Here is a 15,025-nt window from a genome sequence, read left to right on the forward strand (position 1 = left end):
AGGTTATGTCCGTTTTTCGGGTCCAGTCTTGTACGTTCCTGCGCGCTGGTACGCGGCCGGCGGCACGCCGACGATCCGCTTGAAGTGCCTGGTCAGGTGAGCCTGGTCGGTGAATCCCACCTCGGTGGCGACCCGCGCGGCGGGCATGCCGGAGTCGAGCAGGCTCCGGGCCCGCCGAACCCTGAGCGTGTTCAGATAGGCGTGCGGGGGCAGGCCGGTGGCGGACTTGAAGGCCCGGATCAGGACGAACGGCCCGGCGTCCACGGCCTGTGCCAAGTCCTCCAGGGTGGGCGGGTCGATGAGCCGTTCGTGCAGGATCTCCCGCGCCCGCCGTACCGCGTGGTGGCCCGCCGAGGGCGCGGTGCCCGCCGGGCGGCGTCCGGCGTGGTGCTGGAGCAGGACGCCGAAGGCCACGCGGGCCAGCGTCGAGGAGGCGAGGTCGTCACCGTGCTCGGCGGCGTCGTGGGCGGCCCGCAGCAGCGCGGCGCCGTGCGGGTGGGACACGACGGCCTCGGGGAAGTACGGCGTGCCGCGTCCGGCCAGCAACTCCGCGGCGATGCCCGCGATGACCTCGACCGACGGGTAGAGCATCTGGTAGGCCCAGCCGCCCGGCTCGCCCGCATGGCCGGTGTGCACCTGCTCGGGGTCGACCAGGACCAGGCTCCCACCGCCGGCCCGATGCCGGACGCCCCGGTAGTCGAACTCCTCGACCCCGGACAGGATCACCCCGATCGCATAGCCGTCGTGCACGTGCCGGCTGAAGCGGTGCGTGACGTACCGGGCCCTGAGCAGGTCCACCCCCGGCAGCGCCGGGCTGCGCCAGAAACGCGCGGTCTCCGGCGCGGTCACGGCCGGAAGGCCTCGGTGAACCTGTCGAAGAGCGTCCGGCTCCACCTGTCGTCCGGGCCCTCCCAGTAGATCGCGTACGGGCGGCCGGTGAGCGTGCGGAAACCCCGGTCCAGGACGTGTGTCTTGACCTTGCCGTCCTTAAGGTAGGTGAACTCCCAGTCGGCGGCCGGAAGGCTGCGGTATCTCAGCGGGGTGATGCCGATTCGCTCGTAGCCCGGCCAGAGCTTCTTGGCCAGGCCGCCCCGCTCCACCTTCTCCCAGTGCTTGACCGGGTCCTTCACGGGGTCCTCGGTCGACTCGATCCACAGGAAGCCGTCGCCTCCCGGCGGCCGGAACTCGACTCTGTCGCGGCCGGAGAACCGCTTGACGGTCCAGCCCTTGGGAATCGCGACGGTGAAGCCCAGCGGATCCCGATGGAGCCGCCAGCCGGCCGGGATCGCCGGGGACGGACGGGCGGGCGGGGTGGTGCTCGCACCGGGCGACCTGGTGGGCCTGACGGGCGTGGTGGTCGTCTCGCCGGGGACCACCGCGGTGGTGTCCAGGCCGCTCGGCCGCGTGCCGTCCGTATTCCGCAGCACCAGCCATCCGCCGATGCCGACCGCTATCACGAGCACGGGCACCCCGACCGCGAGCGCCACTCGTCCCGCCGCCGCCCGCCGCGCCGGAGGGGTGAGCCCGCCGGCGTCGGTGGGCTGTCCGTGCTGTGGCCACTGCCCCGGGTACGCCGGATCGCCGGGGTGGGACCGCCCGGCGTGGGACGCGCCGCCGAGGTGGGGCGGTCGCGCCGGATCGCCGGTGTGGGGCGGCCACTCGGCGTACTGCGGATGCCACCCGCCCGGCGTCGTCTCCCCCGGAGGGGAGGCGTGTCCGGCGTGCGGCCACCGGGCGCCGTAGGAGGGGTCGCCATGGTGGGCGGGGTCACCGGCGGGGCCGCCTGGGGAGGGGGCGGTGAGGCGGGGGGCCGGGCCGTAGGGCGAAGGAGGCACGACCGGCGGGGCGGGCGGGGCCGTGTGCGCCTCGCCCACGGGGGTGCGCGGCGCGGCGCCCCGATCCGAGGCCGCGCGGCCCAGCAGGGCCGTGGCCTGCTCGGCGGTCATCCGTACGGCGGGGTCCTTGGCCATCAGGCCGACGATCGCCGAGCTGAGCGGGCCGGTGTGCGTCATGGGGCTGGGCTCGCCGTGGAGGACGGCCATCATGGTCGCCGCGGCCGTGGCCCGCTCGAACGGAGGACGGCCCTCCAGGGCCGCGTACAGCGTCGCCCCGAGGGACCACAGGTCCGACTCCGGGGTGGCGGCCATCCCGTGGAGCCGCTCCGGGGGGAGGAAAGCCGGGGTGCCGACCATTCCACCGGTCTGGGTGATCCCGGTCTCCTGCGCCATCGAGGCGATGCCGAAGTCGGTCAGCACGACCCGGCCGTCGTCGGCCAGCAGCACGTTCTCCGGCTTGACGTCGCGGTGCAGCACTCCGGCGGCGTGCGCGGCCAGCAGGGCACCCAGCACCTGCAACCCGACCGAGGCCACCCTGTCGGGAGCCAGCGGTCCGTCCTCGCGGATGACCGCGCCCAGCGAGCGGGACCGGACCATCTGCATGATGATCCAGGGCCGCCCCTCCTCCTCGACCACGTCGTGCACGATGATCACGGATGGGTGGTCGAGCCGCCCGGCGCTCCTGGCCTCCCGGATCGTGCGCCGGTTCAGCTCCGCCCGCGCGGCCTCGTCGACCCCGCGGTAGCGGACCTCCTTGATCGCCACGACCCGGTCGAGAAGCTCGTCGTGGGCGCGCCAGACGACGCCCATCCCGCCTTCGCCGATGGGTTCGAGCAGGCGATAGCGGCCCGCCACCTTCCGTTCGGTCATTCTCCTCGCCCCTCCCAAACTCACGAATCGTAGCCGGTCGGGGCGGCCCTCACTTTTTGGAGGAGAAGGTCTCGGTGAACCCCTTGAAGAAGTGCATGTTCTTGTCCCAGTCGGCGGCCGGGGTGTGCCAGTAGATCGCGTATCCCCGGCCCCCCTTGGTGACGAACCCCCGGTTGATCACCCGGGCCTTGCCCGAGCTGGTCCTCCAGGTGAACTCCCAGTCGGCGGCCTTCTCCATGTAGTCGACCTTCTCGATCCGGACCCGCTTGTAGCCGGGGAAGTTGCCGCGGCTGTAGTTCTCCTGGTTGTACCAGTCCTTCTTCGGGTCGGGACCGGCCTTGTCGACGTATTCGACGAACACGAAGCTCCTGCGGTCGGGCCCGCGGAACCACACCTGCTGGCCCGGCCGCTTCTCCACCTCCCAGCCCTTGGGCAGGCCGATGGAGAAGCCGTTGGAGTCCTTGTGCATGTGCCAGCCGTCGGGAAGCTTCGAGTCGTCCTTCTTCTTCTCGGTCGGACTCGCGCTGGGACTGGCCGTGGGGGTGGGGCTCGCGGACGCGGACGTGGACGGCGTGGAGTCGGCGGTCGTCTGACCTGATTTGGCCGGTTCGGTCGACTTGGCGGTTTTGCTGGTGTGCGGGGTGGACAGGGCACCCGTCTCACCGCTGCGCATCCCGAGCCAGCCCGCGATCGCCCCGACGATGAGGACCGCGGGCACGATCACCAGCAGTCCCCGCTTCACCGGCGAGCGGGACGGCCCGGAGAGCATCGTCGGCGACGTGGGAAGGCGCTCCCCCGTCGGCGCGGGGGCGGGCTCCGAAGGTCGGTCCCAGATCTCGGAGTCCGGCATGACCGGTACGACCGGCTCCGGCCTGGGCCGGGGGACGGGCTCCGGGCGGACCGGGGGGAAGGGGTCGCGTCTGGCCCCGGCGGCCGGCCGGCCGCCGGAGCCGGGAGCGGAGACCGGCCGGGGGGCGGGAGCCGCCGGCCGGGGGACGGGCTCCTGCCGCGCCTCGGCCGCGGGCTCAGGCCGCTCGGTCTTCCCGCGCGCTGAGATGGGCGGAGGCGCCTTGGCGGGGGCCGCAGGGGCGGGGGAGCTCTTGGCGGGTGCCGGAGAGGAGCTCTCGGCCTGGGCCGGTACGGCGGGCCCCAGCTTCACCCCGGTCGCGGGGAAGCCCTCGGGCTGGTATTGGATCCCGGGATCGGTCTCGGCCGTCGCCTCGGTGGTCACGGCCGGCATGAGGGCCGTCTTGGCGGGCGCGGCGGGCCGCTGCTTGCCGCCCTCGGCCACCTCGCGCAGCAGCCGCGCGGCCTCGTCGTAGGACATGCGCCGGGCCGGGTCCTTGCGCAGCAGCCCGTCCAGCACCGCGGCCAGCTGCCGGCCCGCGCGGACCGGTGGCTCCGGCTCGTCGTTCAGCACGGCGTGCATGGTCGGCAGCGCGCCGCCCTTGTCGTGCGGGGGCTTACCCTCCACGGCCGCGTACAGCGTCGCTCCGAGAGACCACAGGTCCGACTCGCGCTGCGCGCTTCCGCCCTTGATCCGCTCCGGCGGGATGAACGCGGGTGTGCCGGCGATGCCGGTCATGGTCAGCGCGGTCTCGGTTTCGAGCGTCGCGATGCCGAAGTCGGTCAGCACGACCCGGCCGTCGTCGGCCAGCAGCACGTTCTCGGGCTTGACGTCACGATGCAGCACTCCCTGGGCGTGCGCGGCGCGCAGCGCGTCCAGCACCTGCAGGCCGATCTCCGCCACCCGCTGCGGCGGCAGCGGCCCGTCCTGCCGCAGGACCTTGCCGAGCGAGCGGGACTCCACCAGCTGCATGACGATCCAGGGGCGTCCGTCCTCCTCGACCACGTCGTGGACGACCACCACGTTCGGGTGCGTCAGCCGGCCGGCGGCACGCGCCTCGCGCTTGGTGCGCCGGTTGAAGTCTTCCTGGTTGTCCTCGCCGAGCATGTCGGCGTAGCGGACCTCTTTGACCGCGACCTCACGATCGAGAAGCTCGTCATGGGCCCGCCAGACGATGCCCATGCCACCCCGGCCGATGGGCTCGCGCAGGTGGTAGCGGGCGGCAATGCGACGTCCCTCAGAAGACTGTGCTCCGGCCATCAACCGCACCTACCCCTTTCTAAACCCCCGAATACTCTCATAGGCCGAGAAGGGTGATCGACTCCCGCGAGCCACGAGTGTCCACAATCCGAGACGTATTGTCCAGCAGGTGGCGTCCGGTTCGGAGATGGCCTATCGTCGAACCCATGACTTGCTATTTCGCGTTTATCAGGCCGGTTCCGGGAGGACCGGTCGCGAGAGCGTGATCTAGCGACCATCCGGAGCCGGCGCCAGGCAGAGACCCATGTCTCTGCCTTTTTTGTTTCTTGCGATTCGCCGGCTCGCGGGATGTGCGCCGGCCGGACATGAGGAGCCGAAATGTCGTTGTCGACCGCACACCTGGAGCGTGGGGCCGTGAAACTGGGGACGCTCACGGTGGGGGCCGGGCCGGCCGTGGTGATCGGTGGTCCGGGCGCGGACGCCCGTTGGATCAACCTGCGTGACCACCACGGGCGGGTGCGCGCGGCCGAAGCCGTGGCGGCGGTCCGCGCCGAGTGGGCCGGGCCGATCCTGGTGGAGCCGTTCTCGACGGGCGACCTGCCGGAGATCGCGCAGAACGCCGACGGCGTGGTGGTCGGTGCGGCCTGGATGCAGGACTTCCAGCTGGTCCGCGCGGTCGCCCGGCTGGGCCTGCCCGTGCTCGTCCAGCGCGGTCCGGCCGCGACCCTGGAGGAGTGGCTGGCCATCGCCGACTACTGCGTGGCCGAGGGCAACGATCGGGTCGTGCTCTGCGAGAGCGGCAGCCGTACGCACCTGGCCGGGGTGACCGTCGACCTGGCTCTGATGCGCGCGGCCCGGGAGAGGTCCGGCCGTCCCGTCCTGGTCGACCTCGGCGAGGACCCCGCGCTGGCCGCCGCCGCGATCGCGGCCGGAGCCGACGGTCTTCTCCTGGCCCCCGACGCCACCGGGCAGGCCGTCCTCGCCGCCCAGGAGGCCGTGCGGATCATCGGCGCGGTGACCCGCCGCGAGACCCCCGAGTCGATCCTCGCCGCCCGCGGTGCCATCGACCGCGTCGACGCGGCCCTGGCCGTCCTCCTCGAACGCCGCGCCGAACTCGCCGGCACCGTCCAGCGCCTCAAACCCGTCGGCGGCTTCGCCGGCCGCGACATGGACCGCGAGCGCCGCCTGGTCGCCGAGATGGCCCGCCGCGCCCCGACCCTGGGCGAGGTGCGGCTGGCGCCCATCATGAACGCCGTCATCGAGGCGGGTCTGCACCTCGCCGAGGAGCGCAGGGCGAACGGTCAGCCCTGACCCGGCGCCCGGTGCCGGGACGCCGCCTTCCCCGCGCGGCGCCGGGGGTCGACGATCCGCCAGCCGACGGCGATCGCGACGACCAGGAGCGGGATGCAGAAGAAGGCGATCCGCTGGTCGGCGTCGGCGAAGGGCATGAGTAGCACCACCAGTGCGAGGAAACCCAGGGTGAGCCAGTTGGTGTACGGCGAGCCGGGCATGCGGAAGGAGGGGCGTTCGAGCAGGCCCCGCAGGGCGGCCCGGCGCAGCCCGATCTGGCAGTAGACCAGGGTGCCCCAGGTGGTGACGACGCCGAGGGAGGCGACGGCGGTGGCGATGTTGAAGGCGCGTTCCGGGATGAAGTAGTAGAGGACGACCCCCGCCAGCAGCACGCTCGCCGTGATCATGATGCCCCCGTAGGGGACGTGCCGGGAGCTGAGCCGCCCGGCGACGGCGGGGGCCTCGCCCTTGACGGCCATGGCGCGCAGGATGCGGCCGGTGGAGTAGAGGCCGGAGTTGCAGGACGACATGGCCGCGGTGATCACGATGAGGTTCATGGCGTCGGCGGCCCAGGGGACGCCGAGCGCGGCGAAGACCGTCACGAACGGGGACTGGCCGGGGCCGTAGGCGGTCCAGGGCAGGACCATGGCCAGCAGCAGGACCGAACCGACGTAGAAGATCGCGATTCGCCAGACCACGCCGTTGATCGCCCTGGGCATGATCTGCCGAGGGTTCCTCGTCTCGCCGGCGGCGATGCCGACCAGCTCGATCGACGCGTAGGCGAAGATCACCGACTGGAGGCTCATCAGCACCACCGGGAAGCCGTTCGGGAAGAAGCCCCCGTGGGCGGTGAGGTTGCCGATCCCGGCGGTGCTCCCGCCCAGGTCCAGCCCGAAGATCACCAGCGCCAGGCCGGTCACCAGGAACGCGCAGATGGCCAGGACCTTGAGCATGGCGAACCAGAACTCCAGCTCGCCGAAGAGCCGCACCGACAGCAGGTTGACGGCCAGCACGAACGCCAGCGCGACCAGAGCGGTGAGCCAGCGGGGGAACTGCGGGGCCCACAGGCTCACGTAGATGGAGATCGCGGTCAGCTCGGCGATGCCGGTGAAGGCCCAGTTGATCCAGTACATCCAGCCGCTGGCGAAGGCGGCCCAGGGGCCGACGAAGTCGGCGGCGTATTCTACGAATGAGCCCGAGGTCGGCTTGTAGAGAACCAGCTCGCCCAGGGCCCGCATCACGAAGAACGCCGCGAGCCCGGCGACCGCGTACGACAGCACCAGCGCCGGACCGGCCGCCTGGAGCCGCCCGCCCGACCCGAGGAACAGGCCGACGCCGATCGCGCCGCCGATCGCGATCATCTGCACCTGGCGGTTGCCGAGCGCGTGGCTGTAGCCCTCGTCGGTCTTCACGAGTCCCTCCAGTATGCCCAGCTCACAAAGATTATTACTCAACGTATCCGACCGTTGCTCAGAGTGTGCGTGGGTGGGTGCTCCGAGGGGCCGCAAACACGCGTAGGCTTCCCACGCCGACACGCGATCAGGGGAGGAACGAGGCCGCATGTCCGACTCGTTTGTGCATCTTCACGTTCACACCGAGTACTCCATGCTCGATGGAGCCGCTCGCCTGAAGCAGATGTTCAAACAGGTCGGTGACCTGGGCATGCCCGCCATCGCGATCACCGACCACGGCAACATGCACGGCGCCTACGACTTCTACAAGCAGGCCACCGGGGCCGGCATCAAGCCGATCATCGGTATCGAGGCCTACGTCGCGCCGGCCTCCCGGCACCAGAAGAAGCCGGTGCTGTGGGGCGAGCCGCACCAAAAGCGCGACGACGTCTCGGCCGGCGGCTACTACACCCACATGACGATCTGGGCGAAGAACGCCACGGGCCTGAGCAACCTGATGAAGCTCTCCTCGCGCGCCTACACCGAGGGCTTCGTGCGCAAGTGGGCCCGGATGGACGCCGAGATCCTCGCCGAGCACGCCGAGGGGCTGATGGCCACGACGGGCTGCCCGTCGGGTGAGGTCCAGACCCGCCTGCGTCTGGGGCAGTACGACGAGGCGCTCGCGGCGGCGGCGAGGTTCCAGGAGCTCTTCGGCAGGGACAACTACTACCTGGAGATCATGGACCACGGGCTCGACATCGAGCGCCGGGTCCGCGACGGCCTGACCCGCATCTCCAAGGACCTGGGCATCCCGCCGCTGGTCACCAACGACTCCCACTACACCTACGAGTCGGACGCGACCTCCCACGACGCGCTGCTCTGCATCCAGACCGGCAAGCAGCTGTCCGACCCCGACCGCTTCCGCTTCGACGGCAGCGGCTACTACATCAAGACCGCCGACGAGATGCGCGCGGTCGACTCCTCCGACCTGTGGGCCGAGGGCTGCCGCAACACGCTGCTGGTCGCCGAGAAGGTCGATCCGACCGGCATGTTCGGCTTCAAGAACCTGATGCCGACCTTCCCCATCCCCCCGGGGGAGACCGAGGAGAGCTGGTTCCGCAAGGAGATCCAGCGGGGCATGGAGCGGCGCTTCCCCGAGGGCGTCGACGACGAGCACCACCGGCAGATCGACTTCGAGATGGACGTCATCCTGCAGATGGGGTTCCCGTCCTACTTCCTCGTGGTCGCCGACTTCATCATGTGGGCCAAGAACAACGGCATCCGGGTCGGCCCGGGCCGTGGCTCGGCGGCCGGCTCGCTGGCGGCGTACGCGCTGGGCATCACCGACCTCGACCCGCTGCCGCACGGCCTGATCTTCGAGCGGTTCCTCAACCCCGACCGTGTCTCCATGCCCGACGTCGACATCGACTTCGACGAGCGCCGGCGCGGCGACGTGATCCGCTACGTGACCGAGAAGTACGGCGCCGACAAGGTCGCCATGATCGCCACCTTCGGCACCATCAAGGCGAAGGCGGCCATCAAGGACGCGGCCCGCGTCCTGGGCCATCCGTACGCGCTGGGCGACAAGGTCTCCAAGGCGTTCCCGCCGGCGGTGATGGGCAAGGACATCCCGCTGTCGGGCATCTTCGACAAGGACCACCCGCGCTACAACGAGGCCGGCGAGCTGCGCAAGCTGTACGACGAGGACGTCGACGTCAAGTCGGCCGTCGACCTGGGCAGGGGTCTGGAGGGGCTGATCCGGCAGACCGGCGTGCACGCCGCCGGCGTCATCATGTCCTCGGAGGTGCTGACCGACTACATCCCGATCATGCGCCGCGACTCCGACGGTGTGATCATCACGCAGTTCGACTACCCGACCTGCGAGACGCTCGGCCTGCTCAAGATGGACTTCCTGGGCCTGCGCAACCTCACGATCATCGACGACTGCCTGAAGGCCATCGAGGTCAACACCGGCACCATGATCGACCTGCTCGACCTCCCGCTGGACGACGTCAAGACCTACGAACTGCTGGCCCGTGGTGACACGCTCGGCGTGTTCCAGGTCGATGGCGGCGGCATGCGCTCGCTGCTGCGGCTGATGCGTCCCGACAACTTCGAGGACATCTCGGCGGCGCTGGCGCTGTACCGGCCGGGCCCGATGGGCGCCAACTCCCATACCAACTACGCGATGCGCAAGAACGGCCAGCAGGAGATCACCCCGATCCATCCCGAGCTGGAGGAACCGCTCAAGGAGATCCTCGACACGACCTACGGCCTGATCGTCTATCAGGAGCAGGTCATGGCCATCGCGCAGAAGGTCGCCGGGTTCTCCCTCGGCAAGGCCGACCTGCTGCGCCGCGCGATGGGCAAGAAGAAGAAGTCGGAACTGGACAAACAGTACGAGTTCTTCGAGCAGGGCATGAAGGACAACAGTTACTCGGCCGCGGCGATCAAGTCCCTGTGGGACATCCTGCTGCCCTTCTCCGACTACGCCTTCAACAAGGCGCACACCGCCGCCTACGGCCTGGTCTGCTACTGGACCGGTTATCTCAAGGCCAACTACCCGGCCGAGTACATGGCCGCCCTGCTGACGTCGGTCAAGGACGACAAGGACAAGTCGGCGCTCTACCTCAACGAGTGCCGGCGCATGGGCATCAAGGTGCTCCCGCCGGACGTCAACGACTCCGACTTCGACTTCACCCCGCGCGGCAGCGACGTCCGGTTCGGCCTGTCGGCCATCCGCAACGTCGGCGGCAACGTGGTCGACGGGATCATCGCCGCGCGCAAGGAGAAGACCCGCTTCGCCGACTTCAAGGACTTCCTGCGCAAGGTCCCGATGGTCGTGTGCAACAAGCGGGTCATCGAGTCGCTGATCAAGGCGGGCGCCTTCGACTCCTTCGGGCACGTGCGCAAGGGCCTGGTGATGGTCCACGAGCAGGCCGTCGACAGCATCATCGGCATCAAGAAGAACGAGGCCCAGGGTCAGGACTCCCTGTTCGGCGCCATCGAGGGTGCCGAGGACCAGACCTTCGACGTGCAGATCCCGCCGGGGGAGTGGGACAAGAACACGCTGCTGCAGTTCGAGCGGGAGATGCTCGGCCTGTACGTCTCCGACCACCCGTTGTTCGGCGTGGAGCACATCCTCGCCTCCGGCGCCGACTGCTCGGTCGCCGCGCTCCAGGACGACGGCCGTCCCGACGGGCAGATCGTCACGGTCGGCGGCATCCTGAGCGGCGTCCAGCGCAAGGTCACCAAGAAGGGCGACACCTGGGTCCTGACCATGCTGGAGGACCTGGAGGGCGCCATCGAAGTGATGATCTTCCCTTCGGCGTACCAGCTCTGCGCGACGATCCTGGCCGAGGACGCCATCGTCTTCGTCAAGGGCCGCCTGGACAAGCGCGAGGACGTCGGAAAGATCATCGCGATGGAGGTGACCGCCCCCGACCTGACCCGCGAGAGCGGCGGCCCCCTGGCTGTCAGCCTTCCCCTCACCCGCTGCACCCCCCCGGTGGTCGGCCGCCTCAAGGAGGTCCTCACCGCCCATCCCGGCACCACCGAGGTCCATCTCCAGGTGCACAACGGTCCGAAGACCACCATCGTGCGCCTGGACGACCGCCTGCGCGTGGCGCCCTCCCCGGCTCTGATGGGCGACCTGAAGCAGCTGCTGGGGCCCGCCTGCCTGGGAGCCTGAAAAGAGGGTTCATCCCTCTTCGGCGTCGTCGTGTTCACCCCCGAGCCGTGCGTCGGCACGGCTCGGCGGTACGGGCGTCGGCACGGCTCGGCGCGTACTCCGGGCCGCGGGTGACACGGCGTCTCGGTGACGCATGCCTTGCCATGCGGACCGGGTATGAATGCTGTCAGTCATCGCGAGTTGGGGGCAGCCGATGGGCTCTGTGATGGGCTTGGGCTCCGTGATGGGCTCTGGGATGGGCCTGGGCTCCGTGATGGGCGAGATCGCGCCACCGGCGTTGGGAATCGCGCTGTCGCCGTTTTCCATCATCCCGGCGATATTCATGCTGTTCACTTCCCGGGCGCGGGCGGCCGGTGGGGCTTTCCTGGCCGGCTGGGTGGTCGGGATCGCCGTGGCCGCCGGGGCCTTCGCCGTGCTGTTCTCGATCGTCGAACTGCTCGGGGAGCCGCCCGTCTGGGTCTCCTGGACGAGGATCGGCCTCGGCGCGCTGCTGGTGCTGTTCGGCGCGTGGCACTGGTATGACCGGAAGGGGAAGGCGGTGCCGGGATGGATGCGGTCTCTCGAGGCCACCACCCCGGCCAGGGCTCTGTGGCTGGGGCTGGGGTTGTCGGCGGCCAACCCGAAGATCCTGCTGCTGGCCGCGGCGGGCGGGCTCGGCATCGGCTCGGCCGGCCTGTCCGCCGCGGGCGTTGTCGGGGCCGTGGCGGTGTTCACCGGCCTGGCCGCCTGCACCGTCGCTCTTCCACTGGTGCTTCACCTGCTGCTGGGCGAGCGAATCGTCGTTCCGCTGGGCCGGGCGAAGGACTGGCTTGAGGTCCACAGCGCCGCGTTCATGGCCCTGGTGATCACCGTGCTCGGGCTCCTGCTGGTCGTCAAGGGCGTCGGCGGGTTGTGACCGGCCTCCGCTCCGGCGCTTCGGCCGACGATCCGTGACGCGGAAAATCCCGTGTTCCCAGCGGGTGCCCTTCCTCGAAACGATTGAATACAAGTTAGGAAACCTTCCTAACTTACATTGACATCGCGCCCGGCCGCTTGCCACTATGCCGGTGAGCGGCTTGGCGCGGCGTCCCCCTGCGGGACGTGACGTGCTCAGTGAGAGATGTGCTGTCCCGGCCGCTGATCACACGGTGCCGCCGGCGGCACCGTGGCTTTCGTCTCTCACCCCTCAGGAGACAGCTCGTGTCGTTAACGACGCCTCACTTCACCCCCCACCGCCTCCTGCCGATCCTCGCGGCGATCGGGATCCTCCTCGTAGGCGCCCTCGTCGCCACGGGCCGCGCCGAAGCCGCCGAGACCCTGCTGTCACAGGGCAAGCCCGCCGCCTCCTCCTCCAAGGAGAGCTCCTCCTACAGTTCGGGCAAGGCGGTCGACGGCGACCTCACCTCCACCCGCTGGGCCTCCGCCGAGGGCAGCGACCCGCAGTGGATCCGCGTCGACCTGGGCGCGGTCTCCCCGATCTCCCGGGTCAAGCTGTTCTGGGAGGCCGCCTACGGCGAGGCCTACCGGATCCAGGTCTCCGACGACGCCGCCACCTGGACGACCGTCTACTCCACGAGCACCGGTGACGGCGGCGAGGACGACCTGACGGGCCTGTCGGGCGCGGGCCGCTACGTGCGCATGTACGGCACGGCCAGGGGCACCGACTACGGCTACTCCCTGTATGAGTTCCAGGTGTTCGGCGGTGGCACCACGCCCAGCCCGACGCCGACCCCCACCCCGACCCCGACGGTGACCCCGACCGTGCCGCCGGGCGACACCTTCGTCGTCGCCGCCGCCGGTGACATCGCCGCCCAGTGCACCGCGAGCTCCAGCTCCTGCGCCCACCCCAAGACGGCGGCGCAGGTGCAGGCGATGAACCCGGAGTTCGTCATCACCATGGGCGACAACCAGTATGACGACGCCCGGCTGTCGGACTACCAGAAGTACTACGACAAGACGTGGGGCAAGTTCAAGAGCAAGACGCGCCCGGTCCCCGGCAACCACGAGACCTACGACCCGGCGGGCGTCTACGCCGGCTACAAGGGCTACTTCGGCTCCATCGCCACCCCGCAGGGCAAGACCTACTACAGCTACGACCGGGGCAACTGGCACTTCGTCGCCCTCGACTCCAACGCCTTCGACCAGTCGGCCCAGATCAGCTGGCTCAAGGCCGACCTGGCCGCCAACACCCGGGGCTGCGTCGCGGCCTACTGGCACCACCCGCTGTTCAGCTCCGGTGAGCACGGCAACGACCCGGTGAGCAAGCCCGTGTGGAAGATCCTCTACGACGCCGGGGCCGACCTGGTGCTCAACGGGCACGACCACCACTACGAGCGGTTCGCCCCGCAGAACCCCGACGCCCAGGCCGACCCCAAGGGCATCGTGGAGATCCTCGGCGGTATGGGCGGCGCCTCGCCGTACAAGATCGAGAACGTTCAGCCCAACAGCCAGAAGCGGCTGCAGGACGTCTACGGCGTGGTCAAGCTGAAGTTCGCCCCCAGCGCGTTCTCCTGGCAGCTCATCGGGATCGACGGCGCGGTGAAGGACACCGGCCCCACCTACGCCTGCCACTAGATGTACATTTCGGCAAGCCGGGCCGCGGACGGAACCCGCCCGCGGCCCCGGCTCTCCTGGACGGTCCCCGGGAACGTGCTCGCGCTGGGAGCGGTCAGCCTGGTCACCGACATCTCCTCGGAGATGGTCGCGGCCGTGCTCCCGCTCTACCTGACCCTCTCCCTCGGGCTGAACCTGCTGCAGTTCGGCCTGCTGGACGGGCTTTCCTTCGGGGTGACGGCACTGGTCCGCCTGGCCGGCGGCAACCTCGCCGACCGGTGGCAGCGGCGCAAGCTGGTCGCCGGCGTCGGATACGGGTTGTCGGCGCTCTGCAAGCCGGCCCTGCTCGCGGCCGGCGGTTCGGTCGCGGCGCTGGGCGCGGTGATCGCCCTGGACCGGACCGGAAAGGGGCTGCGCACGGCTCCGCGCGACGCGCTGATCTCGCTGAGCGTGCCACCGGACGAGCTAGGGCAGGCGTTCGGCGTGCATCGCGCCATGGACACCTTCGGCGCGCTGCTCGGCCCGCTGGTGGCATTCGCCGTCCTGACGGGCACCGGCGGGGCCTACGACGCGGTGTTCGTGGTCAGCTTCTGCGTGGCCGTGCTCGGCGTGCTGCTGCTGGTCATGTACGTCCGTGACCAGCGCGCGCCGCTGCCGGGTCCGGTGCCGGGCCCACGATCGGGTCCGCAACCGGGCCCGCAACCGGGCCCGCAGACGGGTCCGCAGCCAGGGTCACAGTCAGGCCCGCGGCCGGATCCACGGCCGGCGACCTCGCCGCGCGCGGCGCTCGGGCTGCTGCGCGAGGCGGCGTTCCGGCGAGTGTGCGTGGTGGCGGCCCTGCTGGGACTGGTCACGATCAGCGACGCTTTCGTCTACCTGCTCCTGCAGAAGCGCGGCGGCCTCACCGCCGAGTACTTCCCGCTGCTGCCGATCGGCACGGCCGCCGCCTACCTGCTGCTGGCCGTGCCCGTCGGGCGGCTCGCCGACCGGCTGGGCCGGATACCGGTCTTTCTTGCCGGTCACGTGGCGCTGATCGCCGCCTACCTCGTGCTGCTCGGACCGGGGTGGCTCGTCGCCGTGCTGGCCCTGCACGGGGCCTTCTACGCCGCCACCGATGGCGTGCTGATGGCGGTGGCCGGGCCGATGCTCCCCACCCACCTGCGCACCAGCGGCCTGGCACTGCTGCAGACGGGACAGGCGACCGCCCGGCTGCTGTCGTCGGCCCTGTTCGGCGCGGTCTGGACGGTGTGGGGGAGCACCACGGGACTGGCCGCCGTCACCGTCGGGCTCGCGGCGTGCGCGCTCGGCGCCTGGTTCGCGGTACGGAGGCGTTCGTGAATCCCCGGATGGCGCGCCGGACCGACGACGT

Annotated in this window: 9 protein-coding genes; 5 read left to right on the top strand and 4 right to left on the bottom strand. The window is 70.4% G+C overall.

The annotated features are described in order from the left end of the window. Window positions 1-3: 3 nt before the first annotated feature. From ACQPYK_RS15210 to ACQPYK_RS15220, 3 genes are read right to left on the bottom strand one after another with little or no spacing between them, the layout of a single operon-like run. Complete coding sequence (locus ACQPYK_RS15210) at window positions 4-849, bottom strand: AraC family ligand binding domain-containing protein (RefSeq protein WP_433255650.1); 846 nt, start codon at window positions 847-849, stop codon at window positions 4-6. Further along, window positions 846-2,705, bottom strand: coding sequence for a protein kinase domain-containing protein (locus ACQPYK_RS15215; RefSeq protein WP_433255653.1), 1,860 nt, complete (start codon window positions 2,703-2,705; stop codon window positions 846-848). Before ACQPYK_RS15215 ends, ACQPYK_RS15210 begins: the two co-directional genes overlap by 4 nt. Window positions 2,706-2,754: 49 nt before the next feature. Further along, window positions 2,755-4,812 (bottom strand): serine/threonine-protein kinase, encoded by a 2,058-nt coding sequence (locus tag ACQPYK_RS15220; RefSeq protein ID WP_433255655.1) that lies wholly within the window; start codon window positions 4,810-4,812, stop codon window positions 2,755-2,757. Between the two features lie 318 nt (window positions 4,813-5,130). Here ACQPYK_RS15220 and ACQPYK_RS15225 point away from each other — a divergent pair, with 318 nt between their 5' ends. Then, the gene (locus ACQPYK_RS15225; RefSeq protein ID WP_433255657.1) at window positions 5,131-6,063 is read left to right on the top strand and encodes a chorismate mutase; all 933 of its coding nucleotides are present in this window, start codon (window positions 5,131-5,133) and stop codon (window positions 6,061-6,063) included. Here the strand turns inward: ACQPYK_RS15225 and ACQPYK_RS15230 are convergent. Further along, a complete protein-coding gene (locus tag ACQPYK_RS15230; protein ID WP_433255659.1) occupies window positions 6,054-7,454 on the bottom strand; it encodes an amino acid permease in 1,401 nt (466 codons plus the stop codon). The genes ACQPYK_RS15225 and ACQPYK_RS15230 overlap by 10 nt on opposite strands. Window positions 7,455-7,602: 148 nt before the next feature. On the opposite strand from ACQPYK_RS15230, the gene dnaE reads away from it, so the two are divergent. From dnaE to ACQPYK_RS15250, 4 genes are all read left to right on the top strand, one after another. Then, window positions 7,603-11,124, top strand: coding sequence for a DNA polymerase III subunit alpha (dnaE, locus tag ACQPYK_RS15235; protein ID WP_433255662.1), 3,522 nt, complete (start codon window positions 7,603-7,605; stop codon window positions 11,122-11,124). 223 nt (window positions 11,125-11,347) lie between these two features. Next, a complete protein-coding gene (locus ACQPYK_RS15240) occupies window positions 11,348-12,019 on the top strand; it encodes a GAP family protein (protein WP_433255665.1) in 672 nt (223 codons plus the stop codon). A 284-nt stretch (window positions 12,020-12,303) separates the two neighbouring features. Continuing rightward, a complete protein-coding gene (locus ACQPYK_RS15245) occupies window positions 12,304-13,677 on the top strand; it encodes a galactose-binding domain-containing protein (protein WP_433255667.1) in 1,374 nt (457 codons plus the stop codon). After that, the gene (locus tag ACQPYK_RS15250) at window positions 13,678-14,994 is read left to right on the top strand and encodes an MFS transporter (RefSeq protein WP_433255669.1); all 1,317 of its coding nucleotides are present in this window, start codon (window positions 13,678-13,680) and stop codon (window positions 14,992-14,994) included. Window positions 14,995-15,025: the final 31 nt, after the last annotated feature.

Source organism: Streptosporangium sp. CA-135522 (genome assembly GCF_050949235.1).
GTDB lineage: Bacteria > Actinomycetota > Actinomycetes > Streptosporangiales > Streptosporangiaceae > Streptosporangium.

Excerpts from the sequence above, each read along its gene's own strand:
- ACQPYK_RS15215 (WP_433255653.1), bottom strand. The coding sequence starts at position 2,705 with ATGACCGAACGGAAGGTGGCGGGCCGCTATCGCCTGCTCGAACCCATC.
- ACQPYK_RS15240 (WP_433255665.1), top strand. The coding sequence starts at position 11,348 with ATGGGCTCTGGGATGGGCCTGGGCTCCGTGATGGGCGAGATCGCGCCA.
- ACQPYK_RS15225 (WP_433255657.1), top strand. The coding sequence starts at position 5,131 with ATGTCGTTGTCGACCGCACACCTGGAGCGTGGGGCCGTGAAACTGGGG.
- ACQPYK_RS15250 (WP_433255669.1), top strand. The coding sequence starts at position 13,678 with ATGTACATTTCGGCAAGCCGGGCCGCGGACGGAACCCGCCCGCGGCCC.
- dnaE (WP_433255662.1), top strand. The coding sequence starts at position 7,603 with ATGTCCGACTCGTTTGTGCATCTTCACGTTCACACCGAGTACTCCATG.
- ACQPYK_RS15220 (WP_433255655.1), bottom strand. The coding sequence starts at position 4,812 with ATGGCCGGAGCACAGTCTTCTGAGGGACGTCGCATTGCCGCCCGCTAC.